Annotated in this window: 26 protein-coding genes; 9 read left to right on the top strand and 17 right to left on the bottom strand. The window is 65.5% G+C overall.

Going from position 1 to position 26,073, the window contains the following annotated elements; genetic code table 11:
• Window positions 1-166: 166 nt before the first annotated feature.
• From IP90_RS16790 to IP90_RS00120, 3 genes are all read left to right on the top strand, one after another.
• Window positions 167-994, top strand: a complete 828-nt coding sequence (locus IP90_RS16790) for a trypsin-like serine protease (protein WP_144897467.1) — start codon at window positions 167-169, stop codon at window positions 992-994.
• Between the two features lie 308 nt (window positions 995-1,302).
• Window positions 1,303-1,977 (top strand): DUF6624 domain-containing protein, encoded by a 675-nt coding sequence (locus tag IP90_RS00125; RefSeq protein ID WP_144897465.1) that lies wholly within the window; start codon window positions 1,303-1,305, stop codon window positions 1,975-1,977.
• Window positions 1,913-2,341 carry a hypothetical protein gene (locus tag IP90_RS00120; protein WP_144897463.1) on the top strand — a complete coding sequence of 143 codons (429 nt, stop codon included), beginning with the start codon at window positions 1,913-1,915 and terminating at the stop codon, window positions 2,339-2,341. Before IP90_RS00125 ends, IP90_RS00120 begins: the two co-directional genes overlap by 65 nt.
• 602 nt (window positions 2,342-2,943) lie before the next feature.
• On the opposite strand, the gene IP90_RS00115 is transcribed toward IP90_RS00120, so the two are convergent.
• Entirely contained in the window at window positions 2,944-4,221 is a 1,278-nt protein-coding gene (locus IP90_RS00115) for an acetyl-CoA C-acetyltransferase (RefSeq protein ID WP_144897461.1), read from the bottom strand.
• A 96-nt stretch (window positions 4,222-4,317) separates the two neighbouring features.
• On the opposite strand from IP90_RS00115, the gene IP90_RS00110 reads away from it, so the two are divergent.
• Window positions 4,318-5,202, top strand: coding sequence for a hypothetical protein (locus tag IP90_RS00110; protein WP_144897459.1), 885 nt, complete (start codon window positions 4,318-4,320; stop codon window positions 5,200-5,202).
• 158 nt (window positions 5,203-5,360) lie between these two features.
• Here the strand turns inward: IP90_RS00110 and IP90_RS00105 are convergent, their stop codons facing one another.
• From IP90_RS00105 to IP90_RS00075, 7 genes are all read right to left on the bottom strand, one after another.
• Window positions 5,361-5,861 (bottom strand): GNAT family N-acetyltransferase, encoded by a 501-nt coding sequence (locus tag IP90_RS00105; RefSeq protein ID WP_242007427.1) that lies wholly within the window; start codon window positions 5,859-5,861, stop codon window positions 5,361-5,363.
• A gap of 11 nt (window positions 5,862-5,872) precedes the next feature.
• Complete coding sequence (locus tag IP90_RS00100) at window positions 5,873-6,484, bottom strand: superoxide dismutase family protein (RefSeq protein ID WP_144897457.1); 612 nt, start codon at window positions 6,482-6,484, stop codon at window positions 5,873-5,875.
• Window positions 6,485-6,561: 77 nt separating this feature from the next.
• On the bottom strand, window positions 6,562-7,089 hold the full coding sequence (locus IP90_RS00095; protein WP_144897456.1) for a superoxide dismutase family protein: 528 nt from the start codon (window positions 7,087-7,089) through the stop codon (window positions 6,562-6,564).
• A gap of 145 nt (window positions 7,090-7,234) precedes the next feature.
• Window positions 7,235-8,659 (bottom strand): nitrogen regulation protein NR(I), encoded by a 1,425-nt coding sequence (ntrC, locus tag IP90_RS00090; protein ID WP_144897454.1) that lies wholly within the window; start codon window positions 8,657-8,659, stop codon window positions 7,235-7,237.
• The gene (locus IP90_RS00085) at window positions 8,656-9,516 is read right to left on the bottom strand and encodes a hypothetical protein (protein ID WP_144897452.1); all 861 of its coding nucleotides are present in this window, start codon (window positions 9,514-9,516) and stop codon (window positions 8,656-8,658) included. The genes ntrC and IP90_RS00085 overlap by 4 nt, the downstream gene beginning before the upstream one ends.
• A complete protein-coding gene (locus IP90_RS00080; protein WP_242007426.1) occupies window positions 9,503-10,579 on the bottom strand; it encodes a two-component system sensor histidine kinase NtrB in 1,077 nt (358 codons plus the stop codon). Before IP90_RS00080 ends, IP90_RS00085 begins: the two co-directional genes overlap by 14 nt.
• Before the next feature lie 68 nt (window positions 10,580-10,647).
• The gene (locus IP90_RS00075) at window positions 10,648-12,717 is read right to left on the bottom strand and encodes a protein-L-isoaspartate(D-aspartate) O-methyltransferase (protein ID WP_199753356.1); all 2,070 of its coding nucleotides are present in this window, start codon (window positions 12,715-12,717) and stop codon (window positions 10,648-10,650) included.
• Window positions 12,718-12,795: 78 nt separating this feature from the next.
• On the opposite strand from IP90_RS00075, the gene IP90_RS00070 reads away from it, so the two are divergent.
• Entirely contained in the window at window positions 12,796-13,215 is a 420-nt protein-coding gene (locus IP90_RS00070) for a CBS domain-containing protein (protein WP_144897448.1), read from the top strand.
• A gap of 86 nt (window positions 13,216-13,301) precedes the next feature.
• Here IP90_RS00070 and IP90_RS00065 read toward each other — a convergent pair whose 3' ends face one another.
• Both IP90_RS00065 and IP90_RS00060 read right to left on the bottom strand, forming a co-directional pair.
• Complete coding sequence (locus IP90_RS00065) at window positions 13,302-13,685, bottom strand: BON domain-containing protein (protein ID WP_338419602.1); 384 nt, start codon at window positions 13,683-13,685, stop codon at window positions 13,302-13,304.
• A gap of 29 nt (window positions 13,686-13,714) precedes the next feature.
• Entirely contained in the window at window positions 13,715-13,894 is a 180-nt protein-coding gene (locus tag IP90_RS00060; RefSeq protein ID WP_144897446.1) for a hypothetical protein, read from the bottom strand.
• Between the two features lie 224 nt (window positions 13,895-14,118).
• Here IP90_RS00060 and IP90_RS00055 point away from each other — a divergent pair, with 224 nt between their 5' ends.
• Window positions 14,119-14,730, top strand: a complete 612-nt coding sequence (locus IP90_RS00055) for a DUF4142 domain-containing protein (RefSeq protein WP_144897444.1) — start codon at window positions 14,119-14,121, stop codon at window positions 14,728-14,730.
• Between the two features lie 181 nt (window positions 14,731-14,911).
• Window positions 14,912-16,597, top strand: a complete 1,686-nt coding sequence (locus IP90_RS00050) for an ABC1 kinase family protein (protein ID WP_144897442.1) — start codon at window positions 14,912-14,914, stop codon at window positions 16,595-16,597.
• Window positions 16,598-16,604: 7 nt separating this feature from the next.
• On the opposite strand, the gene IP90_RS00045 is transcribed toward IP90_RS00050, so the two are convergent.
• The 6 genes from IP90_RS00045 to glnA all read right to left on the bottom strand — a co-directional run bounded on the left by IP90_RS00045 (window position 16,605) and on the right by glnA (window position 22,654).
• The gene (locus IP90_RS00045; protein ID WP_242007425.1) at window positions 16,605-17,327 is read right to left on the bottom strand and encodes an N-acetylmuramoyl-L-alanine amidase; all 723 of its coding nucleotides are present in this window, start codon (window positions 17,325-17,327) and stop codon (window positions 16,605-16,607) included.
• Between the two features lie 44 nt (window positions 17,328-17,371).
• On the bottom strand, window positions 17,372-18,250 hold the full coding sequence (locus IP90_RS00040; protein ID WP_144897438.1) for a DUF5694 domain-containing protein: 879 nt from the start codon (window positions 18,248-18,250) through the stop codon (window positions 17,372-17,374).
• 237 nt (window positions 18,251-18,487) lie between these two features.
• A complete protein-coding gene (locus IP90_RS00035; protein ID WP_425477053.1) occupies window positions 18,488-19,828 on the bottom strand; it encodes an ammonium transporter in 1,341 nt (446 codons plus the stop codon).
• A 76-nt stretch (window positions 19,829-19,904) separates the two neighbouring features.
• Window positions 19,905-20,243: a P-II family nitrogen regulator gene (locus IP90_RS00030; RefSeq protein WP_144897434.1), complete on the bottom strand. Its 339-nt coding sequence runs from the start codon at window positions 20,241-20,243 to the stop codon at window positions 19,905-19,907.
• Window positions 20,244-20,281: 38 nt separating this feature from the next.
• Entirely contained in the window at window positions 20,282-21,037 is a 756-nt protein-coding gene (locus IP90_RS00025; protein ID WP_144897432.1) for a TorF family putative porin, read from the bottom strand.
• 207 nt (window positions 21,038-21,244) lie between these two features.
• Entirely contained in the window at window positions 21,245-22,654 is a 1,410-nt protein-coding gene (gene glnA / locus IP90_RS00020) for a type I glutamate--ammonia ligase (RefSeq protein ID WP_144897430.1), read from the bottom strand.
• 295 nt (window positions 22,655-22,949) lie between these two features.
• Here glnA and IP90_RS00015 point away from each other — a divergent pair, with 295 nt between their 5' ends.
• Window positions 22,950-23,801 (top strand): undecaprenyl-diphosphate phosphatase, encoded by an 852-nt coding sequence (locus IP90_RS00015; protein WP_144897429.1) that lies wholly within the window; start codon window positions 22,950-22,952, stop codon window positions 23,799-23,801.
• A gap of 125 nt (window positions 23,802-23,926) precedes the next feature.
• Window positions 23,927-24,784, top strand: a complete 858-nt coding sequence (locus tag IP90_RS00010) for an META and DUF4377 domain-containing protein (RefSeq protein ID WP_144897427.1) — start codon at window positions 23,927-23,929, stop codon at window positions 24,782-24,784.
• 84 nt (window positions 24,785-24,868) lie between these two features.
• Here the strand turns inward: IP90_RS00010 and IP90_RS00005 are convergent, their stop codons facing one another.
• Window positions 24,869-25,486, bottom strand: a complete 618-nt coding sequence (locus IP90_RS00005) for a YbhB/YbcL family Raf kinase inhibitor-like protein (RefSeq protein ID WP_144897425.1) — start codon at window positions 25,484-25,486, stop codon at window positions 24,869-24,871.
• Between the last annotated feature and the right edge of the window lie 587 nt (window positions 25,487-26,073).

Raw genomic sequence — 26,073 nt, 5'->3', positions numbered from 1 at the left:
CTCGACGCTTTTTGCGCTTCCGTCGCCACGTTCGATCTCGACCTCATGCACGAAAGTGCCACGCGTGGCGCTTTTTTCGCCACCCGTGTCGCTGAAAGGGCCACCGCCGGCACTGGATGTGCCGAGCCCGCCGCTTTTCGGGTTGACCCCAAGACGAATTTCCGCCATGCCTGGCACAAAAAGTGCCGTGCATGGCCCTGCGAGCGGCAGGCTTGGCACTTTGCGCGCCGATGTTGGCGCTTTTTGGGCCTCGGCAGTCCTATCAAGGGTCATGCTCGGCGCTTTTCATGCCGTCGTTGGCCCTTCATCCGCCGCTGCTTCGGCGCGCCTGGCGGGCGGCGACGGTATTCTGGCCGAAGGTGGCGCGTCGGGGCGTTCGGCCCTCACTCGACCCCTTTCTGCAAGCCAACCGACTTCTAGGGTCGGCGTCAGCCCCCTCAAGGCATCGCACGTGACCCGATCTTCATTGCTCATATTCCTTCTCGCAATGTCATCAACCGCCAGCGCCATCGTCATTCGACATGACGTTGATGACTCGAAGTATCGGATTCCGGCTTCTGAGTTCTCCGCTCTCGTCGACATGCCCGGTGAGGGGCACGGCGTATTGATCGCTCCCCAGTGGGTCATCACTGCCGCCCATACGATCCCGGCGCATTCAGAACTCAAGCAGGTAGTTATCAATGGAGCAGCCAGGGACGTCGAGCGCGTCGTCGTGCACTCCGGGTACAAGACGCTGCCACAAGAGCTGATCGATCCGGCGATGGCCAGCGGAGAGGCGATGTTGATCGTGGTGTTTCTTGCCTCATCCGACGACATCGCGCTGGTCAAATTGACCCAGCCCGTGGCGGATGTCACCTCCTGTCGCGATCTACAGCGACAGCGACGAGCCAGGCCAGATCGTCAAGATCGTGGGGAAAGGCGCGACGGCTACGGGAGCCACCGGGCACGACCCCAAAGGCCCCAATCGGACGGAGCTACGCCGCGCGTTCAATAAAATCACCAGTGCCCATGACCGCTGGTCTTGCTATGTGTTCGACGAGCCACCATCGGCCTGCCCCTTGAAGGCGTACTGGGAAACGGGGACAGCGGCGGTCCCGTGCTCATCCGGGACGAAGACCAATGGTCGTTGGCCGGGCTGGCCTCCTGGAAAGTCGTCCAAGGCGATGTCAGGACTGCCCGGCCCGGGCGCTATGGTCAAATCACCTGCAATGTCCGGCTCAGCCATTACGTCGAATGGATTGAAGGCGTAATGCGTGGGGAGCCGCAGGTGGGCCAACAATTCATTCACGTCGGACCCGCCTCGTGAGCCGGGCGACTGATCAGGCATCAGGGATGCATGCGATGTTTCGATTCGCCTTCGCAATTGTAATGCTGTGGCCGATTGGTGCGATCGCTCAAGACTGCACACCCAGTTCGTTGCAACGCGAGCTTTTGCAACGCAAGGAAGCCGATCAAACCGCGAGAAAAACTCTTGCTGTTTCTTCTCAATCAGAAGAGGCATTGAATGAGACTCTTCGCATTGACGCAGAGAACACGACATATATGCGTGCCGTGCTTGAGAAGTGCGGTTGGCCCAGGAAATCGGCAGTCGGAGAGCAAGCTGCAAAGGCCGCATGGCTGCTTACACAGCATGCCGACATGGACCCGCAGTATCAGGTGCTAGCCACTCAGCAATTGAAGTATGCCGTTCTCGGCAAGAAGGCGGAGCCATGGGATCTGGCTGTCCTGGTTGACCGGAACCGTAGGCTTACCAACCAGCCACAAGTGTACGGCATGCAATTCTTTACCCTGCCTGACAGCACCATCCGGTTCTACGACATCGTCACACCCAGCAAACTGGATGCGCGTCGCAAGGAAATCGGGTTGCCCCCTTTCTACTGTTGGGCGCTGGAGATATCCAGTGAGAATGGGCATGCGTCAATTGATTGGCCTGCTGGCGTGCTCCTTACGCCACAAGAATGTCCAAACGCCCCCTGACAATCCATTCAAGCCGAAGCTGCTCCACGGCACGGCGCAAATCGGGCATGAGCATGGGTATCATATGAAAGCTTATGCGCCGCTTGTGATTGTCGCAGTTGGTTATTTGGTGTACTGGGTGCTCTTGTGCAGACGTCGAGGTAAGTTATTTAGCCCCTACTTCGGATACGACTGCTACGAGGATCTGAGAAAGGTGTCATGGCGCTGGTTCTTTGGCGTTATGACGATCCTGCTTTTCTTAATCGCGCGCGATCTGTCAGACCTAAGAGGTCTCGGCATGCTGGCGCCGGCATTTACTCTGGGCTACTTTTTTGCGCATGTCAGGTTTCTCGTCGCCCCAGAAGAAAAATGGGCGCGTCGGTGATGCCTGACACTTCATTCAATCCGAACCGCTTCGCGGGTCGATTTTTGATCTAGGCATTAGGCCTACATGAAGAATTTTCTGGCAGTCGGCTTTATATTCATATCTGCCTGCTCTGCTGCGGAGCAAAATCGAGTTCCTGAGTGCGGGAGTATGCCTCCCGTTTCCCAGCTCACTACGGTGCAGCGCCAAGTGCTAGCCGAAACGATTAGAAGGGCTGAGGTCCTGTGTGGCCATGGCGGGGCAGGGTGCAATTTCCAAGTAATTCCTTACGAGCAAGGTCAATCTGTTATTTCTCAAATCGCCTACGACCCGTTGACCTATTCGTGTGTGAAGGTAAAAGGCGGGAATCCGGTTTATCTATACGACGCGAATGGCAAGTTCACAGGCCAACTCCCCGGGATGTAGGCCTAAAATCATTCATCACGAACTCGCTTTCGTGGCTTCATTGGAATCGGGCCTCATGACGCGGGTTGGCTGAATTCAGGCGATAGCCCACGACCACAACCCCGGAAATGTTGGCGTCAGCCAACGTACGAAACCGTGCCTACGGTCGCCGTCTCGCATCGCAATGGGCGGGCCTGGGCCCGCCCTACGTCACCACGTCAACGCTCGAGGATCGCGACCACACCCATGCCGCCGGCGGTGCAGATCGACACGAGGCAGCGGCCGCCGCCACGTTGCTTCAGTTCCTTGGCGGCGGTGGCGACGATGCGGGCGCCGGTTGCAGCGAACGGGTGGCCTGCGGCCAGCGATGAGCCGTTGGGATTGATCCTGGCCGGATCGATGCGGCCCAGCGGTGCGTCCAGGCCGAGGCGGGTTTTGCAGTATTCCTCGCTCTCCCAGGCGCGCAGCGTGCACAGCACCTGCGCGGCGAAGGCTTCGTGGATTTCGTAGAAATCGAAATCCTGCAGGGTCAGGCCGTTGCGCCTGAGCATTTCCGGCACGGCCACGGTCGGTGCCATCAGCAGGCCTTCGCCGTGCACGAAATCGACCGCGGCCACCTGTGCGTCGCGGATGTGGCACAGCACTTCATGGTCATGCGCCTGCGCCCATTCGTCGGTCGACAGCAGGCACGCCGCGGCGCCGTCGGTGAGCGGCGTCGAGTTGCCGGCGGTCAGGGTGCCGCGTCCGGAAGTCTTGTCGAACGCCGGCTTCAACGACGCCAGTTTCTCCAGCGTGCTGTCGGCGCGCAGGTTGTTGTCGCGCGCGACGCCGCGGAAGCTGACCACCAGGTCGTCGAAGAAACCGCGCTCGTAGGCGGCGGCCATCTTCTGGTGCGAGGACAGCGCCCACTCGTCCTGCGAATCGCGGGAAATGTTCCACTGCTTGGCCATGTCCTCGCAGTGCTCGCCCATCGACTTGCCGGTGCGCGGCTCGGCCACGCCGGGGAAGTCGGGCTTGAGTTCGCGGAAGTGGAAACCCTTGAACTGCGCGAGCTTGTCCTTCAGCGTCTTCGCCGCCGCGGCCGCCAGCAGGCGCCGGCGCAGTTTCTGTCCATACACGATCGGCACGTCGGAGGTGGTGTCGCTGCCGCCGCCGACGCCGACCTCGATCTGCCCGGTCGCGATCTTGTTGCCGATGGTGATGATGCTGTCCAGCGAAGTGCCGCAGGCGCGCTGCAGGGTGATGCCCGGCGTCAGCGGCGACAGCCCCGACGACAGCGCCGCTTCGCGGCCGAGGTTCCAGTCGCTGGAGTGCTTGATCACCGCCCCCATCGCCACTTCGCCGAGTTGCTGCCCGTGCAGGCCGAATTTCTCGACCAGCGCGCCGAGCGTGCGCACCGACATGCCGAGGTTGCCGACGTCGGCATAGGCCGTGTTCTGGCGACAGAAGGGAATGCGGACGCCGCCGAGCACGGCGACGGGGCGGCCTTGCAACATCGGATGACCTCGCTGGCGCGACCCGCCGACGCTGGCGGGTCATAATGCGAACAAGTCTAACGCCGCGCCTGTGCACGGCCAATCACGATTCCTTCGATGATCGTCACAACCGCTGCCAGCGACGCCACCGATGTCTTCGGCGTGCTCGCCCTGGAGTTCATGCCCGGCGTGCAACCGGCGCAGCCGGCGTTGTCGCAGGCCGACGCCGGTCGCCTCGCCGGCCTGCTCGGTCGCGACCTCGCTGCGCTGGTGCCGGACGTGCGCGGGCTCGAACTGGCCTTCGCCGCCGCCCATTTCGATCCGGCCGAAGTTCTGCGCCCTGGCTGGGTGCTGCATCGGCGCCTGGACGAACTGCGCCAGCGCGCGCCGCAGCGCAACGACGGTCCGCGCCTGATCGCGTTCGGCGCCGATGCCAGCGGCCAGGTGCCGCTGCCTTTCCACGCCGATCCCGACCTGCACGGCGGCAGCCTGCGCGTGCTGCCGTTCCTGCTGGTCGGCGACGCCGCGCTGGCGCAGGCGGTCGCCGCCGAGTTCGAGGAGATCCTGCTCGATCGCGGCATGGCCCAGGCCGATGCCGCGCTGTGCGCGCAGGAAGGCTTCGGCAGCCGCATCGAGCACGCGCGTTACCTGACCGTGCACGACCTGGCGGCGATGACCGCGCTGCAATATCGCAACCAGGGACTGGAAGCGTTGTGGCCGCTGATCGAAACCGCACTGCTGGCGCCGCAGCGCGAAGCCTGGCTGGACGCACCGCCGGAGCCGCTGCTGCGCTATGTGCGCGGCGAGGTGAACATCGCCCTGTTTTCGCCCGATACCTGGCGCCAGCGCTACCTGGCCGATGCTGCCGTCGACACCAATGCACTGATGCGGCGCTTCGCGCATTTCGAGGCGCGCCAGCGACAGATCGCCGCGGTGCTGCAGGCGCACGGCGTGCCGGTGACGTTCGTGCATTGCAACGGCAAGGCGGCCGAGGAGTTGTAGGCGGCTTGCATGGACCGCAATCGGCCCGCCCTTTTGCCTGTCATCCCGAGCGCAGCGAGGGACCTGCTGCCAGCGCGAGAAACAGGTCCCTCGCTGCGCTCGGGATGACAGCAACAGAACTCGCAACCGTCGCCGTAGCGACAGCTACCCAGCGACGCCTATGCCGCCGGTGGCTTGAACCAGTCCTGATACAGCAGGTAGCGGGCGTCCTCCATGCCCAGCGCGGCATACGTGCGCTGCGCGACGACGTTGTCCTTCTCGACGTACAGGCGCAATCCGATCACCCCGACACAGTCGCGCGCCAACTGCGCGACATGCCGGTACAGCGCCGCGTACACGCCCTGGCGACGATGCGCCGGCAGCACGTACACGCTCTGTATCCACCACCAGTCGCCGTTGCGCCAGTCGCTCCATTCCGTGGTCAGCATCAGCGTGCCGACCGGCACGCCGATGACTTCGGCGCCGGCAGCGGCGGCATCGCGCATCGCCACGAAATAGCGCGCCTTGGCGGCGTCCGCCAGCCCGGCCTCGATACCGGCGCGCACCGTGCCGGCATCGAGTCGCTTGCGTTCGGTTTCCCACGCCATCGCGATGGCGCATTCGGCCAGCCACGCCAGGTCGTTCGCCTGCGCGGCACGGATGCGATAGCGGGTCTCCACGTTTGTGCGCGTTATTGCGACAACGCGATGACGCCGCAGGCCAGGCGCGCGCCGGCGTTGCCGGTGGGCTGGGTCACGTAGTCGTCCGGATCGGCATGCACGATCACGCCCTTGCCGACGACATCGGTCGACGCGCCGTCGCCGATCGTCGCGCCTTCCAGTCGCGTCGCGACGGTGGCGACGCCCTGGTCGTCGGCGGCGATGTTGTTGCTGTCGCCGGCGTGATGGGCGCCGTGCCCGACCTGGCCATGCTGGCTGGAGGCGGGATTGAAATGACCGCCAGCACTGCTCGCGTCCGCGGCGCTGCAATCGCCTTTTTCATGCACGTGGAAACCGTGCTGGCTGCCGAGCTTCAGGCCGCTGATCGTGCCGCTGATCTCGATGCCGCCGTCCACCACGGTGAATGTCACTTCGCCCGCCGTCTGGTTGCCCTGGGTGGGCTTGAGCGTGGCTGTCGCGCTCGCTGCCACGGTGGGTGTGCTCGCCGCGGTTTCAGCCGGCGCCGGTGCTGCTTCGGGCGTTGCGGTGGTGGCCTCCGTCGCCGGGGTCGCCGGTTCCGGCTTCTGGCAGGCACCGAGCATCAGCGCGGTGGACAGCAACAACAGGGTATGGGTAGTACGCATCGGACACCTCCTCTCGAACATGGAAAAAAAATCTGGCCACGGCCGCTGCCGCAACCTGACGGATCAGCGCCTGCGCCTCACGGCTTCACCGTGATCACGCCGCAGGCCACGCGCGCGCTGCTGGCGCCGCGGGTCGCGCCGAGCACCACCAGCGCGCGTCCGGCGATGTCGTTGCGCGCGCCGCCGCCGAGTACCGCACCGGGCACCAGTTGGTCGACATGCGCCACGCCTTCGCCATCGGCGACGATGCGGTCGCGGTTGTTGCCGGCCGCCGCGCCGCTGCCGCGCACCGGATCGAAATAGACACCGGCGCTGCTCGCGTCCACCGCGCTGCAGTCGCCGCGTTCGTGCAGCTGCAGCGCATGCGCGCCGTAGGGATTCAACCCGCCGACCTCGCCGGTGATGCGCACGCCGTTGCCGGTCGACGCCAGCATCATCCGTCCGCTGACCAGGCTGGCCGAGGCCGATGCCAGGTTGGCCACCGCCTGCTTCGCGGTGCCGCGGGTCGCCAGCGACGGTGATGGCGCCGCCTCGCGCGTGGGCGGCGCGCTGCTGCACGCCACCAGGCCGGTGGACAGGACGATGACGGACAGTACGAAACGCATGCGGGGATTCCGATGTGTGCGCGGTTGGCTGCGAGTACTTTCGAAACCGGTGGCGGATGTGGGCGGCCGCATCAAACAGACCGCCGGGCGATGACGGCGAACACGTTAGTGAAGCCGGAGTGCATGAACGATGAAGCCAGCCGTTTCAACGCCGCTTGCGTCCCGGACCGAGCTTGCGCGTGAGCGTGTTGCGGCCGAGTCCGAGCCGCGTGGCGGCCTCGCTGCGGCGGCCGCCGGTATGCGCAAGCGCGGCTTCCAGCAATGCACGGTCGAAACGCTCGCGCGCCTGCGCGTGGATGCCTTCGTTGCCCTGCGCCAGCTGCGCGCTGGCCCAGTGCGCAAGCGCGGATTCCCAGTCGTCGGCATCGGTGGCCGGCACGGGCGTCGATACGGCGATCGCGTCGTCCAGGTCGGCGCGCGTGATCGTCTCGCCTGGCGCCAGCGCCGCCAGGCGCCAGCACAGGTTCTCCAGTTCGCGCACGTTACCCGGCCAGTCGTGGGCCTGCAGCCGTTCCAGCGCCGGCCTGGCGAAACGCTTGGCCGGCGCGCCGAGCTTGCGCGCGGCCGACAACAGGAAACGCTCGGCCAGCTTCGGCACATCCTCGCGGCGCTCGCGCAACGGCGGCAGCTGCAGGCGCACCACGTCCAGCCGATGCAGCAGGTCGGCGCGGAAGCGGCCGTCGGCGACCAGCGCTTCCAGCGGCTGGTGCGTGGCCGCGATCAGGCGCACGTCGACGCGGATCAGTTCGCGACCGCCGACGCGGAAGAACTCGCCTTCGGCCAGCACCCGCAACAAGCGCGTCTGCAGCGACAACGGCATGTCGCCGATCTCGTCGAGGAACAGGGTGCCACCGTCGGCCTGTTCGAAGCGGCCGACATGGCGCTTGTGCGCACCGGTGAACGCGCCGGCTTCGTGGCCGAACAGTTCGCTCTCCAGCAGTTCGGCGGGAATCGCCGCGGTGTTGAGCGCGACGAACGGTTTGCGCGCGCGTGGCGACTCGCGGTGCAGCGCGCGCGCGACCAATTCCTTGCCGGTACCGGTCTCGCCGGTGATCAGCACCGACACCGGCGCCTGTGCGAGGCGGCCGATGCTGCGGAACAGCGCGCGCATTGCGGGCGTGTCGCCGATCAACGCTTCCGGCAGCATCGCATCCGCTGCTGCCGGCGTCGGCGCGACGGGTGCGTCGTGGCTGGCGGCCTGCGGCAGCACGCGTTCGGCCAAGGCGACCGCTTCATCCAGGTCAAATGGTTTGGAGAGGAACTCCTGCGCGCCGCCGCGAAAGGCACCGGCCGTGCTGGCGATGTCGGTATAGGCCGACATCACGATCACCGGCAGGCGCGGGTGCGCGGCTTTCAGTTTGTCGAGCAGCACCAGGCCATCGTCGCCGGGCATGCGCACGTCGGTGAACAGCAGGTCCGGCAACGGCCGCATCTGCAAGGCATCGAGCGCGGCCTGCGCCGAATCGAATCCGTCCACTTCGTAACCGGCCTCGCGCAACGCGGTGGCCAGCACGAAGCGCACGGCGCGGTCGTCGTCTACGACCCAGATCCGGGGAGGTTGAGGGGTCATGCGATCACCTGCGTGGTGATGATTGATGCCTGCTTTTTGCGAACAGCAAGAGCTTCCGCCTGGCGGCGGGTCACTTTTCTTTGCTGGCCCAAAGAAAAGTAACCAAAAGAAAGGGCCTTCCCCGACACGTCAATCCGGCTTCTGGGAAGTCCGACGGGATTTTCCGACTCGCCATTTGCGTTCGGCAAAAGACCGGCCCGCGCCAGCAGCGCGGGCGTTCGCCGGTGCGCGAGCCAATGGCTCGCAGGCAGCACCGCCTCACCCATGGCTCGGTCGGAAAACGGCGCACGTCCTGTGCGCCGCCCTTCGGGTCTGGATTTTTCGTCGGCTGTTCGAGAAAAAAAACAGGCAGCATCCATGCAATACGCAGCTTCATGGCGCGTACGAGGCCTTGCAGGGATCAAGCCATTTTCAGTAGATGTAAAGCCGTTGCCTTTGTCTGCCAGCGTTGCATCCAGACCCGGAGGGCGGCGGCCAGGGATGGCCGCCGTTTTCCGACCGAGCCAGGAGGGCGAGTCGGAAAATCTACGAGGACTGCAAAGTGCAACGTTAGCTTTGATCGGGGAAGGGCCTTCTCTTTGGTTACTTTCTCTTGACCCTTCAAGAGAAAGTGACCCGACTGCGACAGCAGGCGGAAACCCGACCTGGAAGGTCGGCAAACGCTTCGCAACACCAATGGCAAGATCAAAGTCACTGGATTCCGGCTTCCGCCGGAATGACGAGCAAAACAAAGTCGCTGGATTCCCGCCTCGCTCATCCTGAGCCTGTCGAAGGGCGCGGGAATCACGGCTTGAAAGCGGATGGGCGACGATCACGCCTACCATTGCATTTCCTGCCGTTGCATCACTGCTGCCCATCGCCCACCTCCTCCTCGACACGCAACGGCAGCAACACCGTAAACACCGTATGCCCCGCCCGCGAGCGGTAAGTCAGCGACCCGCCATGCTCGCGCGCCACCTGCTGCGCCAGCGCCAGCCCCAGACCGCTGCCATCGGCGCGACCGCTGACCAGCGGCAGGAACAGGCGTTCGGTCAGGTCTTCCGGCACGCCACGGCCGTCATCGACGATCTCCAGACGCAGCACCAGCGGATGCAGCACGTCGCCGATGCGCACGCCGTGTTCGGCGCGCGTGCGCAGGGTGATGTTGGCGGCGCCGGCCTCGATCGCGTTGCGCACCAGGTTCCACGTCGCCTGCGTCAGCCGGTCGGCGTCGCCGTGCAGTTCCGGCAGGCTGGGATCGTAATCGCGCAGCAATCGCACCGCCCAGCCGGCATCGCTTTCGGCCAGGCGCAGCACGCGTTCGAGCGTGGCGTGGATGTTGAGCGGCGCGTGCGCGGCCGGTGGCGTCGGTGACAGTAGCCGGTCGAGCAGTTGCGTGAGGCGCTCGACTTCCGACTCGATCAGACCGGTGAGTTCGCGCGAGTTTTCATCCGCCAGCCCGCCCGCGTCGTGGCTGCGCCGCGCCAGCAGCTGTGCCGCGCCCTTCAGTCCCGCCAGCGGATTGCGCAGTTCGTGCGCCAGTCCCTTCAACGCCGCCGACAACGCGCCAGGCAATGCGATAGCCGGATCCTGTCCGGGGAACTCGTCGACCGGATGTGCTTCCAGCAACCAGCCGCCGCCCTCCTCGTCGCGCGTCAGCCAGGCATCGGCGAAGCGCGGCTCGCCACCGAGCCAGGCCAGGGCGATGCGGCGCAGCCGCAAGGGCTCGGCCGGCATCGTCGCCGTCGCGTCGGCCGACAACGCGCGGCGCAGGACATCGCCGTCCGTTTCCAACGCCACCAGTGGCTGGTCGACGAGGCGCCGGGCACTGACGCCCAGCCAGCGCGCGAACGCGGCGTTGCTGCCTTCGATGCGGCCGCCGGCGTCGGTCCAGGCCAGCGGCGTGGTGAGGCGGTCGAGATCGGGAGCGCCGGGAAGCATTGCACCAATATAGTGCATCGATGGGGTTCGGTTGCTTGCCGATTCGACGATGGCCGCGTCGGGGTGCGCTACAAACCGAACGGCCAGGTGTCCGGCACGCCACCTGACCGACCCGGCGCCGGCAGGGCGTCCACCGCCCGGGTGACATCGAACCAGACCAGGGCATCGAACTGCCGCGGCAGCACCGCTTCCGCGTAGTGGCTCAGGCGCTCACTGTCGGGGCGGTAGATCACGCCGATGAAGCGCTCCAGCCGCGATCGCGCGAGCCGCTCATGCAATCGGCCTGTGCGACCCGCGCGCAGGTCGCACAGGCAGCGCGCATGGCCGGCGTCGTGGAACAGGCGCTCGTAACTGCCGGTCAGCGAGGGCTGGACCTGCATCACCTGCATCGGGGCGTCCCAGTCGTCGGCCGCGGCGACGGTGCCGGCATGCGTGCCGAAACCGATCGATACCGCTTGCTCGCCGAAGTGCTCGCGGCACAGCTGGCCGATGTTCAGTTCGCCGCGCGTCCATCCCATTTCGGTATGGCGCGCATCGCCGATGTGCGAGTTGTGCGCCCAGACCACCGCCTTCGCATCCGTCCCGCGCGCGGCCAGCAGCTGTTGCAGCGTCTCGAACATGTGCGTGTCGCGCAGGTTCCAGGATTCGGCGGTGCCGTAGTACATGGCCCGGTAATACGCCTCGGCGTTGCGGACCAGGCGCGCGTTCTGCGCGGCATCCAGGAAACTCTCGCCATCATGCGCCGCATACTCGAGCCGACGCTCGAGCAACGCGCGCAGCGTATCGGTGACCTGCCGCTCGCACATGCCGTAGCCGGCGTTGAGGGCCAGGTGCCCATACTCGGCCGGCGCCTTCGCCCACGGCGTCAGGCAACCGTAACGATGGCGCGCGATGCGCGCGGCTTCCGGATCGACGCCTTCCAGATAGTCGATCACCGCACGTATCGAACGGTTGAGGCTGTACAGGTCCAGTCCGTAAAACCCCGCCCGCAGCGCCGGATCGCGTCCGCTGTTGTGTCGGCGCAGCCATTCGACGAAGCCGGCGACTTCCGCATTGCGCCACATCCACGTCGGAAAACGCTGGAACGCAGGCGCCTCGTCATCGCGCGCCGGCTTCAGCCGTACATGGCGGTCGATCGCCGCGGCATCCGGCCAGTCGGCCTCGACCGCGACGATGTTGAAGCCATGCGCCTCGATCAGCCGTCGGGTGATCGCCGCACGCGCCAGGTAGAACTCAGACGTGCCGTGGCTGGCCTCGCCCAGCAGGATCACCCGCGCGGCGGCGAAGTCATCGAACGCGCGACCGAAAGCGGGATCGTCGAATTCCGGCAGCGGCACCGCCGCCTCGCGGATCGATGCCAGGATCGATGCCTCATCGTGGTCGTCGGTATCGTTGCCGTCATCGAGCGCTGGCGACGGCGTACGTGCGTCGGATGTCGACCAGCCATGCTTGCCGATCAGCGGCACGAACGCGACCGGCCCCAGGTCCTCGCTTTCGTAATTGTCCTGTCCCGTCGCGGTCAGCTTGAGCAGCCGTTGCGATCCCTGCGTATCGCCGACGGGCATCACCAGCCGGCCGCCGGTCACCAGTTGCCGCAGCAGCAGCGCCGGCACGGACGGCCCGCCGGCCGCGGCGAGGATGACATCGAACGGCGCCGCTTCCGGCCAGCCGACACTGCCGTCGCCGACGCGCAGTTCGATGTTGGCGTAGCCCAGGCGCGCGAACCGGTCCCGCGCCAGTTCCGCGAGTTCGGCATGGCGTTCGATCGCGAACACCTGCGCGCCGATCGCGGCGATCACCGCGGCGGCGTAGCCGGAACCCGCGCCGATCTCGAGCACGCGGTCGCCGGCGCGGATCCGCGCGGCCTGGGCCATCAACGCGACGATATAGGGCTGGGAAATGGTCTGTCCGGCCTCGATCGGCAATGGCGCGTCCTCGTAGGCGAACTCGCGCAGGTTTGCGCGCACGAATTCCTCGCGCGGCACGCTGCGCATCGCCATCAGCACGCCGGGGTCGTCGATGCCGCGCCGCACGAGCTGCCGCTCGATCATGTTTTCGCGCAGCGCGGCGAACTTCGCCGCGTCTTCGTCGTGGATCGCGGCGGCGAACGCCGCGCCGGAACGCGCGCGGTCGTTCATCGGGCTTTTAACACCCGCTTGACGGGCATTTGATCGCGGCGGCGCGATGATGGAACACCGTCATTGCAGGAGAACCTCATGGATGTCAGAACCGTCATGACCGAAGATCCCGTGGTTGCCACGCGCAGCACGCCTCTCAAGCAGGTGGCGCGGATGATGCTGGACAACGACGTGGGCGAAATTCCCATCGTCGACGATGCCAAGGTGGTCGGCGTGGTGACCGATCGCGACATCGTGGTGCGGCTGGTCGCGCATGGACAGGATCCGACGCAGGTTCGCGCCGAAGACTGCATGACCAGCCCGGCGGTGACGCTGGAACTGGGAGCGGACATCAGGGACTGCGCGGAACTCATGGCCCGCCAGAAGATCCGGCGCGTGCCGATCGTCGATGCGCAGGGACAGATCCGCGGCATCGTCGCGCTGGCCGACCTGGAACGCCGCACCGATATCCGCTCGCTGAAGGCCGAAGTGTCGCGCCATGTTTCACAGCCTCACTGAATCAGCCGACTGATCGCTTCCGAGCGGCAATATCCGCGGTCGGGCCGCTGCTCCATTCGACAGGGAGTAGCGGCCCGGACCTGTCGTCACGGTTGCCGGGTGCCGGTCGCCGTGCTCGTGCTCAGCTGCGAGTCGACCCGGGTCACGCCTTCGATGCCGCGCGCGATTTCGGCTGCGCGATCCGCTTCCGCCTGCGACTTGACGGTGCCGCGCAAGGTCACCACGCCATTCTGCGTGTCGACATTGATATCGGTACCGGCCACGCCGTCGGTGGCGAGCAGGTCTGCCTTCACCTTGGTGGTGATCCAGGCATCGGTCACCGGTTCGTTGGCCTGGGCCATCGGGCGCTCGTTGGTCTGAGGCTTCGGCGTGGCCTCCTGCGCCAGAGCGGATGCCGACACCAGCGAAGCGAACATGAGTGCTGCAATGGATGTCCTGTAGTTCATCGATACCTCCTTGAAGGCGCGCATGCAGCGCGCCTTCGGATACGGACGTGTGATTACTCTTCTTCGTCGTTGCCCTGGTTGCGGTTCGGTCCCTGCCGGGTCTGCTGGCCGGTGTCCTGCTGGTTGCCCTGCGCCTGACGGGTCTGGTTCTGGTCCTGCTGATCGCGTCCCATCTGCTGTCCGCCATCACGGCCCTGGCCTTGGTTGCGGTTCTGGTTCTGGTTGTTCGCCATTTCATTTGCTCCACGGGAATTGAAAGACGCCGGAGCCAAACCATTCCGGCGAATGAAATATGGATATCGATGAAGTTGTTCCGCGCGAAATGAGGATGAATTTTTTGTCAATCGCATTAACGGAAGCGAACAGTGCAAATTCTGCACACCTGCACGCGAATCAGCTGTCGCGCTCTTCACGTTGCCGGTGCGATGGTTCACGCACCTCTTCGCAGGAGTGCGAGATGAAACGTTTCGCAGTGTTGTTGATCGGAATGTCGATGATCGCGATGAGCGGCTGCGATCGCCGCGAAATTCCGGAGAACCAGCCCACGCCGCAACCCGCCGCAGGCACTGCCGATACCGGCACGCCACCGAGCGCCGACGATGGCGGCACGCTGCCCAGCGACACCACTGCGGCGACGCCGACCTCCGACGATGCGCTTGCATTGGGACTGCTGGGCGCCGTCAACGAACACGAGATCGCTGCCGCCAAACAGGCGAAGGACAAGAAGGTATCGGCGCCGGTGCTGCAGTTCGCCGAAATGATGGACACGCAGCACAGCGATAACCAGGCCAAGACCCGCGCGCTGGGCACGCTTGCCTCCACGCCGGAAGTGCAGGCGCTGGCCGACAAGGGCAGGCACGAACTCGACGCGCTGGCCGAAAAATCCGGCAGGGACTACGAAACCGCGTACGTCGACGCCATGGTCAAGGGCCATACCGAAGCGCTGACGCTGATCGACACGCGCCTGCTCATGCTGGCCTCGTCCGAGCCGGTCAAGCAGCACCTGACCCAGACGCGCGACCATGTCGCCATGCATTTGGAAGCAGCCAAGAAGCTGCAGACGCAGTAGCGGGGGCAGTCATTTCCTCCGCGCATTGTCCGTCTACCGGGAGCACGCCATGAACGATGCTGTTGGAGACCCTGTGCCTGGCATTGCCGGCCGCGTTGCACGCGCAGCAAACGACGGCACCGACGTATCGATCGCGGCCAGCGTATTGATACCGGCAAGCCGCTGAAATGAGCGCGACGCCATGAACGACGAGCGGCCACGCGGGCTGGCGCGCAGCGCGCAGATACTCACCTTCCTGTTGAAGTATCGCAGCGCCGGCGTGTTCAGCGGCCTCGACCTGGATACGGCGATCGCCCAGGCCGACGAGCCACTGCCGGCGGAGGGCAAGCCGGAGGAGTTCGTGCGCGATCTGGAGGCGCTCGGACCGACTTTCATCAAGATCGGACAGGCGTTGTCGACGCGGCCGGACATGGTGCCGCCGCCGTACCTGGCCGCGCTGGAGCGGATGCAGAACGAGGTCGTCGCGGTCGATGCCGATGCGATCGTCGCGATCATCGAAGACGAACTGCACGTGCGCATCGGCAAGCTGTTCTCCGATTTCGATCGCGATCCGCTGGGCAGCGCATCGCTGGCGCAGGTACACCGCGCGGTGCTGCGCGACGGCCGCGAAGTCGCGGTCAAGGTGCAACGCCCTGATGTCGCGCAGAGCATCCGCACCGACCTGGAAATCCTCGGTGCGCTGGCTTCGCGCGCCGACCGTTCGACCCGGATCGGACAGCGCCTGCGTTTTGCCGACTGGGTACACGAATTCCGCAAGACCCTGCTCGACGAACTCGATTTCCGGCTCGAGGCCGACAACCTCGAACACTTCGCCGAGCACCTGAAGCAATATCGCCGGCTGTACGTGCCGCGGCCGGTGTGGGACCTGACCAGCAGCCGCGTGCTGACCATGGACCTGGTCCGCGGCACCAAGGTCACCGCGATCAGCGGCCTGCGCCGCACCGAGCAGTCGCTGGGACCACTGGCGAACGAACTGCTGCGCGGTTACCTGGACCAGACCTTCGTGCATGGCGAGATACACGCCGATCCGCATCCGGGCAACCTGCTGCTCACCGACGACGGTCGCCTGGCGATCTTCGACCTGGGCATGGTCGCGCACGTGCCGCCCAAGCAGCGCGGGCGCCTGCTGAAGCTGCTGTTCTCGGCGATCGACGGCCGTGGCGAGGACGTGGCCGACGAAGCACTGGCATTGAGCGTGCGACTGGAAGACTTCGACGAGGAACGGTTCACGCGCGAAGTCGGACAGCTGGTCGCGCGTTATGCCGCGCACGGCGACGCGCACGCCATGTCGGAAGGCCGCCTGATGCTGCAGCTGACACGCCTGGGCGCCGCCTGCGGCATGCGCACACCGCCGGAGCTCAACCTGCTGGCCAAGACCCTGCTCAACCTGGAAAGCGTATGCGTGGCGCTGGATCCGGAGCTGAGCGTCAAGGACGCGGTCGAAGACCACCTGCAGGGAATGATGCGCGCGCGGCTGCGCAAGTCGTTCTCGCCCGCGCACCTCGCCGGCGAGGTGATCGAGCTGCAGGCGCTGCTGCAGGAAGCGCCGCGCAAGGTGTCCACGGTGTTGTCGTTGCTGGCCGAAAACCGGCTGCAGCTGCGCGTGACCGGATTGCAGGAATCGCACCTGATGGAAAACCTGCAGAAGATCGCGAACCGCATCGCCACCGGTGTGATCGTCGCCGCACTGATCCTGGCCAGCGCCTACCTGATGCGCGCGCCGATAGGCCCGCGCCTGTTCGGCTATCCGGCCGTGGCGCTGGTCCTGTTCGTCATCGCCAGTGGCCTGGGTCTTGCGATCGTGATCAGCGCCTTGCGGAGCGATCGCCGCGTCAAGCCACGCGAGGAACGCGGACCGCGTGCCTGACCGCTAGCTACGGCACTCGCGTCAATGCGTACAGGATGCGCGCGTCCTCGGCATCCAGCGTGTCGTGTTCGGTGCCGCGATAGCGGCGATGGAACGCGCGCACGGTGGCGGCGCGATCGTCCAGCGGATAACCGAGCAGGCGCAGCGCCTGCCATGGATCGAAGTCAGCCGGCACCGGGCCCGCATCGGCATCGGGCCAGCGACCGTAGCCGGCGTCGGCGAGCTGCTTCCACGGAAACAACCTGCCGGGGTCGCGTTTGCGCGTCGGCGCGAAGTCGGCGTGGGCGACGATCTGCGTACGCGGGATGTCCAGGCGTGTAGTCAGGTCGCCAAGCAATCGCAGCAGGCTGGCGATCTGTTCGTCTGGGAATGGCGACTGCCCGTCATTGTCCAGCTCGATGCCGATCGACACCGAGTTGACGTCGGTGATCGTGCCCCAGCGTCCCGGGCCGGCGTGCCAGGCGCGCATGTCGTCCGCCACCAGCTGGTACAACGCGCCGTCCTTGCCGATCAGGTAGTGCGAACTGACCGGACCGCCGCTGTTGCGCGTGCGCAGCGTGTCCAGGCTTTCCTGCACGCTGCCCTGTTCGGTGGCATGCAGCACGATCAGGATCGGACGCCGTGGCTCGTGATTGGGCGAAGGCACCCATTGCGCCATCGGGTTGCGTGGCGGCGCGTGCGAACACGCGGCCAGCAGCAAGGACAGCAACAGCAAGAGGACCGGTTTCATGCGCATGCCGCATTGCAACCGCTCGCCGTGTCGATTGCAAGCCGTCAGTGGGCGACGCTTGCGGCCTCGGCATCGCGCGTATCGAGATACGGCAACGGATCGACCACGTCGAAGTAGCCGGACTGTTCGGCGAACTGGCGCAGCAGCGGCGCATGGCCGGCGCCATAGATCACCAGCACGCGATCGCCAGGACCGGCGATCCGGGTGAGCGCGCCGAATATCTTGAGGTTACGGCCGTACCAGAACTGCAGCCAGTTGGCGCCGGGCGTGTCGTCGCCATTGGCAATGCGCGCATAGTTGAAGTAACCGCGCTGGCTTTCCCGGAGTTGTTCGGGGTCGTTGAACCAGCGCAGGGCCTGTCCGATCGTGCCCTCGCGCAACACCTTGTCGACTGCACCGACATGGGCCTTCACCCGCTCGCGCATGGCGGCCAGGAAGGCTTCCTGGCCCAGGCGTTTGGCGCCGGCCTCGTAATCGATCACGGTGATGTCCACCGGCGGCATCAGGTCGGAAAGTTCGACGGCATGCAGTTGCGGCAGCGACAGGCGCTTGGCCAGACGCATGCCCAGTTGTTCGTCCTCGCTGCGCCCGAGTTCGCGCTTACCATCGCGATACGCGGCGTAATCGCGGTCCAGTTCGGCCTGCTTGCCGCGCGGGTACTCGATCGCGATCCTGGTCGGCTTGAAGCGCGCGATCGCATCGGCCACCTGCTCGATCTCGCGCTGCCGCCTGGGCGCCAGCACGTCGTCGGCCTTCATGTTGACCACGTCGCGGCCGGGATTGTCCATGTGGAAACTGCCGATCACCAGCAACTGCGGCCGCGGCGATGGCGGATCCAGCGACAGTGGCGTGTCTTCCGCGCGCGCGGCCGCGGTTGCAAAACCCAGCGCGACCAGCATGGTCGCCATCAAACGCAATCCCATGTTGCTCCTCCCGATGATGAATGGCCGCGGATGCGCAGCGATGCTGCATCGCGTCGACCGGAGTCCTCATGCACGTCCTGCAGCCATCCACGTGACTGCGACCGCACTATCGACGATGCCTCAAAGGCCGGTCACGGGCGATGGGTCATGGGGACTATCGGCATGGCTGCGATGCAGTCGCAGCTGCCATGCGTCCTGAAGCCGCCCTCCTCGCACGCGCGGGAGGGCGGACAGTCATCACAACTCGTAGGCCGATTCGCCATGCGAGGTGATGTCCAGGCCTTCGCGCTCGGCATCCTCGCTGACGCGCAGGCCGAATACCGCCCGGGCGATCAGGAACGCGAGCACCGACACCACGCCGATCCAGACGGTGGTGATGCCGACGCCCAGTGCCTGCGTGGCGACCTGCCGGACGATGCTGAAATCCTCGCCGCCGGTGCCGCCCAGCCAAGGCGCGGTAAACACGCCGGTCAGCAATGCACCGACGATACCGCCGAGGCCGTGCACGCCGAAGACGTCGAGGCTGTCGTCCGCGCGCAGCAGGCGCTTGAGACCGTTGACGCCCCACACGCAGACCACGCCGGCGACCGCGCCGATCACGATCGCGCCGCATGGGCCGACCGTTCCGGCCGCAGGCGTGATGCCGACCAGGCCGGCGACCGCGCCGGACGCGACGCCGAGCACCGAGGATTTGCGCTTGGCAGTTTTCTCCACCAGCGCCCACGCCAGGATCGCGGCAGCGGTGGCGAGCAGCGTATTGAGGAAGGCCAGCGCCGCGGTGGCGTTGGCTTCCAGCGCGGAACCCGCGTTGAATCCAAACCAGCCCACCCACAGCAATGCGGCACCGATGAAGGTGAAGGTGACGTTGTGCGGTTTCAGCGCCTCGCGTCCGAAGCCGACGCGCTTGCCGACGAAATAGGCACCCACCAGCCCGGCCACGCCGGCGTTGATGTGCACCACCGTGCCGCCGGCGAAATCCAGCGCACCGCGACTGAACAGGAAACCGGGACCGGCCCAGACGATGTGCGCGATTGGCAGGTAGCCGAAGGTGAACCACAGCACCGCGAACAGCAGCACCGCAGCGAAGCGCGCGCGCTCGGCGAAGGCGCCGACGATCAGCGCGCCGGTGATGCCGGCGAACGTCGCCTGGAAGGCGATGAACACGTACTCGGGCAGCTTGAAGCCGGCCGAGAACGTGTCGGCCAGCGTATCGATGCCGACGCCGCGCAGGAACGCCTTGTCGAACGTGCCGATCCACGCGCCGCCACCGGCGAACGCCAGGCTGTAGCCGTACGCGACCCACAGCAGCACCAGCAGCGAGAACACGCTGATCACCTGCGCCAGCACCGACAACACGTTCTTCGACCGCACCATGCCGCCGTAGAACAGCGCCAGTCCCGGCACCGTCATCAGCAGCACCAGCAGGGTCGACGTCAGCATCCAGGCGACGTCGCCCTTGTCGACCACGGGTTCCGGCTCGGCGGCCTGCGCTGCGGTCGTTGCGGATTCCAGGACGGCCTGCGCGACCGCTCCCTGCGCCGACGCGTCGAAGACGAAAGCGGCAGCAATGCACAACATCACCAGCATCGACGCGCGCACACGGGCTTTCCACCCGGAGAATGTACGAGTCTTCATGGTTGCCTCCGTAGGTGGGTCAGAGCGCATCGGCGTCGAGCTCGCCGGTGCGGATGCGGATTGCCTGCTCGAGCGCGACTACGAAGATCTTGCCGTCGCCGACCTTGCCGGTGCCGGCGGCGGACTGGATCGCTTCCAGCGCAGCGTCGAGCGTTTCGTCGGTGACCGCGCATTCGATCTTCAGCTTGGGCAGGAAGTCGACGACGTATTCGGCGCCGCGGTACAGCTCGGTATGGCCTTTCTGCCGGCCGAAACCCTTGACCTCGGTGACGGTGATGCCGGACACGCCGACTTCGGTCAGCGCGCCGCGCACGTCGTCGAGCTTGAACGGGCGGATGATGGCGGTGATCATTTTCATGCGGTGTCTCCCCAGGGTGTCGATGTCATGGCGTGTCCTCAGAAGGCCTTGGCGAAGGTGAGCGCAACGGTGCCGTCGGCGATGCGGTTGCCGAAGGCGTTCGTGTAGAGCGTGGTGTCGGCGTCGGTATCGGTGTAGGCCGCCGCGATCGAGAAGCCGTTGTCGAAGGCCTTGCTGACGCCCAGCTTCCAGTCGCTGTAGGCGAAATCCTCGTTGTTCTCGATCCACTGCCTGCCGCCATGGACGTTCAAGTTCCAGCCTGGGCTGAATTCCCAGGCGAAACTCAGGTCGAGGTAGGCGCTGCCGCTGGAATCGACGTAGCCGAACAGATCGGTCAGCGCGTACGAATACTTGGCGGAGAACGTGCCGGTCTCCGTCAGGTCGGCCGTGATGCCGAAGCTGATCTCGCCGGTATCGGCGCTGTTGAAGCCGGATGGATAGTCGCCGGGATAGAAGTAGTAAATCGCGCCGATGTCGTAGCCGACCGTGCTGTCACCGAACTTGCCGCGGTAGCCGGCATAGCCGTCGAGTTCGAGGCTGCTGGAAACGGGTGCGTCGGCGGTGGACAGATCCGACAGCCAGCTGATGTTGCTGCCCCAGGCGCCGACGTAGACACCGTTGTCGGCCGCGTATTCGATGCCGCCCTGCAGGGCGGGCTCTTCATTGGTCTGGGAGACGCCGCGAAACAGATAGTCGCTGGTCAGGGCGACGTTTCCGGTGGCGCCGGCGTACGCGTGCCCCGTGCCCAGCAGGAGCAGCGGTAATGACGATGCGAGTGCGGTCTTGCGAGACATGACAGGCCCCTTTTCACGGTGAGCCCTCCCCGGTCATTGCTGCGTGCGCATTGCATGACGCCTGCCCGGCTTCGTCGTGTCCGGGTCGCGCTGGAACGATTTGCTCTTTCCTTTCCTTTCCTTCTCGATGGCGTCGGTTCGTTGCGAGCCGAGCCTGTCCGGCCCCGCGAAAAACGGCCGCGACGGGTCGCGCCGCGGCCGGAGGAATCAGATCGCGTAGTACATCTGGTATTCGAGCGGGTGCGTGGCGCCGCGGAACGCGGTCACTTCCTTCATCTTCAGCGCGATGTAGCCGTCGATGAAATCGTCGGTGAACACACCGCCGGCCTTGAGGAACTCGCGGTCCTTGTCCAGCGCTTCCAAGGCCTGGTCCAGCGAATGGCACACGGTCGGGATGCCCTTCTCCTCTTCCGGCGGCAGGTCGTACAGGTCCTTGTCGCTCGGGCCGCCCGGATCGATCTGGTTCTTGATGCCGTCGAGACCGGCCATCATCAACGCGGCGAAGATCAGGTAGCCGGAGTTCATCGGATCGGGGAAGCGGATCTCGATGCGGCGCGCCTTCGGGTTTGCAACATACGGAATGCGGCACGACGCGGAGCGGTTGCTGGCCGAATACGCCAGCATCACCGGCGCCTCGTAGCCCGGCACCAGGCGCTTGTACGAATTGGTGGTGGAGTTGGTGAATGCATTCAGCGCACGCGCGTGCTTGAAGATGCCGCCGATGTACCACAGCGCCATCTGCGACAGGCCGCCGTAGCCGTCGCCGGAGAACAGGTTGGTGCCGCCCTTGGCCAGCGACTGGTGGACGTGCATGCCGCTGCCGTTGTCGCCGACGATGGGCTTGGGCATGAAGGTCGCGGTCTTGCCGTTGCGGAAGGCGACGTTCTTGATGATGTACTTCATCGTCAGCAGGTCATCGGCCTTCTTCACCAGCGTGTTGAACTTGGTGCCGATCTCGCACTGGCCGGCGTTGGCGACTTCATGGTGGTGCACTTCCACCTCGATGCCGACCTGTTCCAGCGTCTTGCACATCTCGGCGCGCAGGTCGTGCAGCGAGTCCAGCGGCGCGACCGGGAAATAGCCGCCCTTGATGCCGGGACGATAGCCGCTGTTGCCGCCTTCGTATTCCTTGGCCGAGTTCCAGTGCGCCTCTTCCGAATCGATGTGGAAGAAGGTGTGGCCCATCTCGTTGGCGTAGCGCACCGAATCGAAGATGAAGAATTCCGGCTCAGGACCGAAGAACGCCTGCTCGGCGATGCCGCTGGCCTTGAGGTAAGCCTCGGCGCGCTTGGCGACGCCGCGCGGATCGCGCGAATAGGCCTGCATGGTCGACGGATCGAGGATGTCGCAGGTCAGCACCAGGGTCGGATCGGCGGTGAACGGGTCCAGGAACGCGGTGCCCGGATCCGGCAGCAGCACCATGTCCGACTGGTGGATGCCGCGCCAGCCGCTGATCGAGGAACCGTCGAACATCTTGCCGTCCTCGAACAGGCCCGGCTCGATGATCGACTTGGGGAAGGTGACGTGGTGCTGCACGCCGCGCATGTCGGCGAAGCGCAGGTCGACGAATTCGACTTTGTGGTCCTTGATCAGTTTCTCGACGTGTTCGTACGACATGGTGTCTCCGGATGAGTGATTCGTAATTGGTAGAGGCGCCGGCGAACCGCCGGTGACCCGTCAATCAAAGCAACAGGCGTGCCAAGCTTCGAGCTCGCATAAGCGATTGATTTTACTGGAGCAGTACCAACAGCTTCTGGTCATTAGCACCTTGTAGGTGCATCTTTGACGATGAATGCACTTGAATAGTGCGTAGCCCTTATCCGTTATGCTGCGCCGCGCCCCGGCGTTCCGGCCGGCTCTTGCGAATCACCAATCACAAATCCCGAATCACCACCCAATTCCCGGCTCCTCAATGACCGACCTGCTGGCCGCCCTCCTCCTCGGCATCATCGAAGGCATCACCGAATTCCTGCCCATCTCCAGCACCGGCCATCTGCTGATCGCCGAACGCTGGCTGGGACACCGCTCCGACCTGTTCAACATCTCGATCCAGGCCGGCGCGATCCTGGCGGTGGTGCTGATCTACTGGAAGCGGCTGTGGGGCATGCTGGTCGCCTTCGCCGGACGCGATGCGCCCGCGCCCTACGATCCGCTGGGCGTCACTGCCACGCCGGCGCAGTCGCGCGACTACGCCTTCAAGCTGCTGGCCGCGTTCGCGACGACCGCCGCCGGCGGCCTGTTGGTGAAGAAGCTGGGCTGGGAATTGCCCGACACGGTGCAGCCGATCGCCTGGGCGCTGATCATCGGCGCGTTCTGGATGATCGCCGCCGAACAGCTGGCGGCCCGACGCGCGGAGAAGCTCGGCGAGCGCACCGCAATCACGTGGACCACCGCGGTGCTGGTCGGCATCGCCCAGGTCGTCGCTGGCGTGTTTCCGGGCACGTCGCGCTCCGGTGCCACGATCTTCGTCGCGCTGCTGGCCGGCACCACCAACCGCGCCGCGGCCACCGAGTTCGCGTTCGTGGTCGGCATTCCGACCATGTTCGCCGCCACCGCCTACGAACTGGTCGACGTGCTGCGCGACGGCAGCGCCGCGCATGAGAACTGGGGCGAGCTCGCGATCGCGTTCGTCGCTTCGGCGATCACTGCCTTCATCGCGGTGAAATGGCTGCTGCGGTACATCCAGACGCATCGCTTCACCGCATTCGCGGTGTATCGCCTGATCCTCGGCGCGGCGTTGCTGTTGTTGCTGCCGACGCCATGAGCGAACCGTGCACCCGGGCACGATGACGGCCCGCAAACGAACCCACTGCTAGGCTGGCCGCCGGGTCCATCGACCCCACCGCCGCGGTCGGCGCGTTTGTGCAGTGCCTCTCCAGGAGACGTCCCATGAATCCCCGCATGCTGTTGCTCTTGTTGCCGCTGGCGCTGGCCGCCTGTACCCCGCCGGATGAGAACCCGCCGGGTGCCGAAAACACGGCCACCGTGCCTGCCGCACCTGCGGCCGAACCCGCCGCACCGCCTGCCGCCACAACTGCCACGACCGGTGGCAGCGCGATGCTGGCCGGCCATCGCTGGAAGCTGGACACCGCCACCGATGCACAAGGCAAGCGCATCGATGCGCTGTTCCCCGGGCCAAAGAACGTGCTGACGCTGAGTTTCGACGATGGCAACCTCGGCGTTTCCGGCGGCTGCAACCGGCAGGGCGGCAGCTACGAACTCGATGCGCAGAACCAGCTCAAGGTCGGCGCGCTGCGCGCGACGATGATGGCCTGCGACGCGCCGCTGATGCAGGCCGACGCCGCCATCGGCAAGCTGCTGTCGCAGCCGCAGCAGGCGCGCGTCGAGGTAAGCGCACCGCCGCGCCTGCATCTGGTTTCCGCCGGCGGCGAAAACTCGACCTGGATCGGCGAGGCCACCGCGGAAACGCGCTTCGGCGGTCCCGGCGAACGCGTATTCCTGGAAGTGGCACCGCAGCGCGTCGCCTGCAACCATCCGCTGATCCCGAACCACCAGTGCCTGCAAGTGCGCGAGGTGAAGTTCGACGACAAGGGCATCCGCCAGCAACCGCCAGGTGAGTGGCAACCGCTGTACGAAGACATCGAGGGCTTCGAGTTCCGCGAAGGCACGCGCACGGTGCTGCGCCTGGACAAGTTCAAGCGCGACCCGGTACCGGCGGACGCTTCATCGATCGTGTACGTGCTCGACATGGTGGTCGAGTCGGAAACGGTCCCGGCCGGGAAATAACGGACTGCAATCCGGCCCGGTACGCCGGGTCGGATTGCTCTCGCATGCCGGAGAGCGGACGGGCTCGCTTCTACGCAATTGCGCTCAGGCGGCCATCACCGCTGGATTCAACGAATACAGGCCGTACACCGACGTCTCGCCCAGCACGTGCCCATCCATCGCGTGGAACACATCGGCCGCGGTGAATTTCGCCGGCAATTCCAGCGTCGCCAGATCCAGCGCGAACAGGCGGAAGAAGTAGCGATGCACGCGCAGGTCGTTCGGCGGCGGATAGGGGCCGTCGTAACCGAGGTATTCGCCGCCCATGTCGGCGTCGCCGGCAAACCAGCCGGTGTAATCGTTCAGGCCCTGGCGCGAGCCGGCCGGCCCGTGCGGATCGCGCTTGCCCTGTCGGGTGATGCCGTCGCTGCAGCTGCCGGCTGCGATCTCGCGCACGTCGGCGCCGATGTCGACCATCGTCCAATGCACGAAGTTGCCCCGCGGATGCGCAACCGGGATCTCGACACCGGTCTTGCCGGCCAGCGACGCGTCGGTCGGCGCATCGGTATCGATGCACAGCAACGCGAATGACCGCGTGCCTCCGGGCACGTCGTCCCACGCCAGATGCGGGTTGCGATTGCCACCGAAGCCCTCGATCGCACCCATCGCGAATTCCGGCGGAATATGCCCACGGTGCTCGAAACTGTCGCTGCGGATCCGCATGGCGTTGCTCCTGACGATTGGGTTCGCTGATTATCGGCCCGAAGCCACGCCTGGAAAAGTCATCGGCTGTGCCAAGCAAGCAACGTTGTGCGCGCATGCAGCATGTCGTCGCCTTCCAAAAGCGCAGCAGAGCAAGAGCCGGCAGGTGGCGCGACGATGCAAGTTCCCGACCCTTGCGGGTCGGCTGTTCCGCCCGCTATCGCGTGCGGGTCACTTTCTTTGCTGGCCCAAAGAAAGTGACCAAAGAAAGGGCCCGAAGCCGGCTTGGCAGACGTCGCACTCGACGGGTACTGGTGCGGGCCGCTTTCGTCGCTGCCGGAGTTCTTGTTCTCGCTTGAAATTTGATTGCAGCGCTTGGCTGCCCTTCGCAGCCTGCCGATTGCTTTAGCTGTGGCTGTGGCTGTGGCTGTTGGCACGAACTACCAGCGATCCGAGCCACCCCCTGAACCCGGAGGGCGGCGGTCATGGATGGCCGCCGTTCTCCGATGGAGGCAGGATGCCGACTCGGAAAATCGCGAGCCACTATCCCACTGGCCGGATTGATTTGTCGGGGAAGGGCCTTCTCTTTGGTTACTTTCTCTTGGCCC

The organism is Luteimonas cucumeris (genome assembly GCF_007830035.1).
Lineage (GTDB): Bacteria > Pseudomonadota > Gammaproteobacteria > Xanthomonadales > Xanthomonadaceae > Luteimonas_C > Luteimonas_C cucumeris.
The sequence above is the reverse complement of the archived record's forward strand: the minus strand, read 5'-3'. Positions and strand labels throughout refer to the sequence as shown.

Coding starts and splice junctions, on each gene's coding strand:
- IP90_RS16790 (WP_144897467.1), top strand. CDS start 167: ATGCCTGGCACAAAAAGTGCCGTGCATGGCCCTGCGAGCGGCAGGCTT.
- IP90_RS00120 (WP_144897463.1), top strand. CDS start 1,913: ATGCGTCAATTGATTGGCCTGCTGGCGTGCTCCTTACGCCACAAGAAT.
- IP90_RS00115 (WP_144897461.1), bottom strand. CDS start 4,221: ATGTTGCAAGGCCGCCCCGTCGCCGTGCTCGGCGGCGTCCGCATTCCC.
- IP90_RS00110 (WP_144897459.1), top strand. CDS start 4,318: ATGATCGTCACAACCGCTGCCAGCGACGCCACCGATGTCTTCGGCGTG.
- IP90_RS00100 (WP_144897457.1), bottom strand. CDS start 6,484: ATGCGTACTACCCATACCCTGTTGTTGCTGTCCACCGCGCTGATGCTC.
- IP90_RS00095 (WP_144897456.1), bottom strand. CDS start 7,089: ATGCGTTTCGTACTGTCCGTCATCGTCCTGTCCACCGGCCTGGTGGCG.
- ntrC (WP_144897454.1), bottom strand. CDS start 8,659: ATGACCCCTCAACCTCCCCGGATCTGGGTCGTAGACGACGACCGCGCC.
- IP90_RS00085 (WP_144897452.1), bottom strand. CDS start 9,516: ATGGGCAGCAGTGATGCAACGGCAGGAAATGCAATGGTAGGCGTGATC.
- IP90_RS00080 (WP_242007426.1), bottom strand. CDS start 10,579: ATGCTTCCCGGCGCTCCCGATCTCGACCGCCTCACCACGCCGCTGGCC.
- IP90_RS00075 (WP_199753356.1), bottom strand. CDS start 12,717: ATGAACGACCGCGCGCGTTCCGGCGCGGCGTTCGCCGCCGCGATCCAC.
- IP90_RS00070 (WP_144897448.1), top strand. CDS start 12,796: ATGGATGTCAGAACCGTCATGACCGAAGATCCCGTGGTTGCCACGCGC.
- IP90_RS00065 (WP_338419602.1), bottom strand. CDS start 13,685: ATGCGCGCCTTCAAGGAGGTATCGATGAACTACAGGACATCCATTGCA.
- IP90_RS00060 (WP_144897446.1), bottom strand. CDS start 13,894: ATGGCGAACAACCAGAACCAGAACCGCAACCAAGGCCAGGGCCGTGAT.
- IP90_RS00055 (WP_144897444.1), top strand. CDS start 14,119: ATGAAACGTTTCGCAGTGTTGTTGATCGGAATGTCGATGATCGCGATG.
- IP90_RS00050 (WP_144897442.1), top strand. CDS start 14,912: ATGAACGACGAGCGGCCACGCGGGCTGGCGCGCAGCGCGCAGATACTC.
- IP90_RS00045 (WP_242007425.1), bottom strand. CDS start 17,327: ATGAAACCGGTCCTCTTGCTGTTGCTGTCCTTGCTGCTGGCCGCGTGT.
- IP90_RS00040 (WP_144897438.1), bottom strand. CDS start 18,250: ATGGGATTGCGTTTGATGGCGACCATGCTGGTCGCGCTGGGTTTTGCA.
- IP90_RS00035 (WP_425477053.1), bottom strand. CDS start 19,828: ATGTTGTGCATTGCTGCCGCTTTCGTCTTCGACGCGTCGGCGCAGGGA.
- IP90_RS00030 (WP_144897434.1), bottom strand. CDS start 20,243: ATGAAAATGATCACCGCCATCATCCGCCCGTTCAAGCTCGACGACGTG.
- IP90_RS00025 (WP_144897432.1), bottom strand. CDS start 21,037: ATGTCTCGCAAGACCGCACTCGCATCGTCATTACCGCTGCTCCTGCTG.
- glnA (WP_144897430.1), bottom strand. CDS start 22,654: ATGTCGTACGAACACGTCGAGAAACTGATCAAGGACCACAAAGTCGAA.
- IP90_RS00015 (WP_144897429.1), top strand. CDS start 22,950: ATGACCGACCTGCTGGCCGCCCTCCTCCTCGGCATCATCGAAGGCATC.
- IP90_RS00010 (WP_144897427.1), top strand. CDS start 23,927: ATGAATCCCCGCATGCTGTTGCTCTTGTTGCCGCTGGCGCTGGCCGCC.
- IP90_RS00005 (WP_144897425.1), bottom strand. CDS start 25,486: ATGCGGATCCGCAGCGACAGTTTCGAGCACCGTGGGCATATTCCGCCG.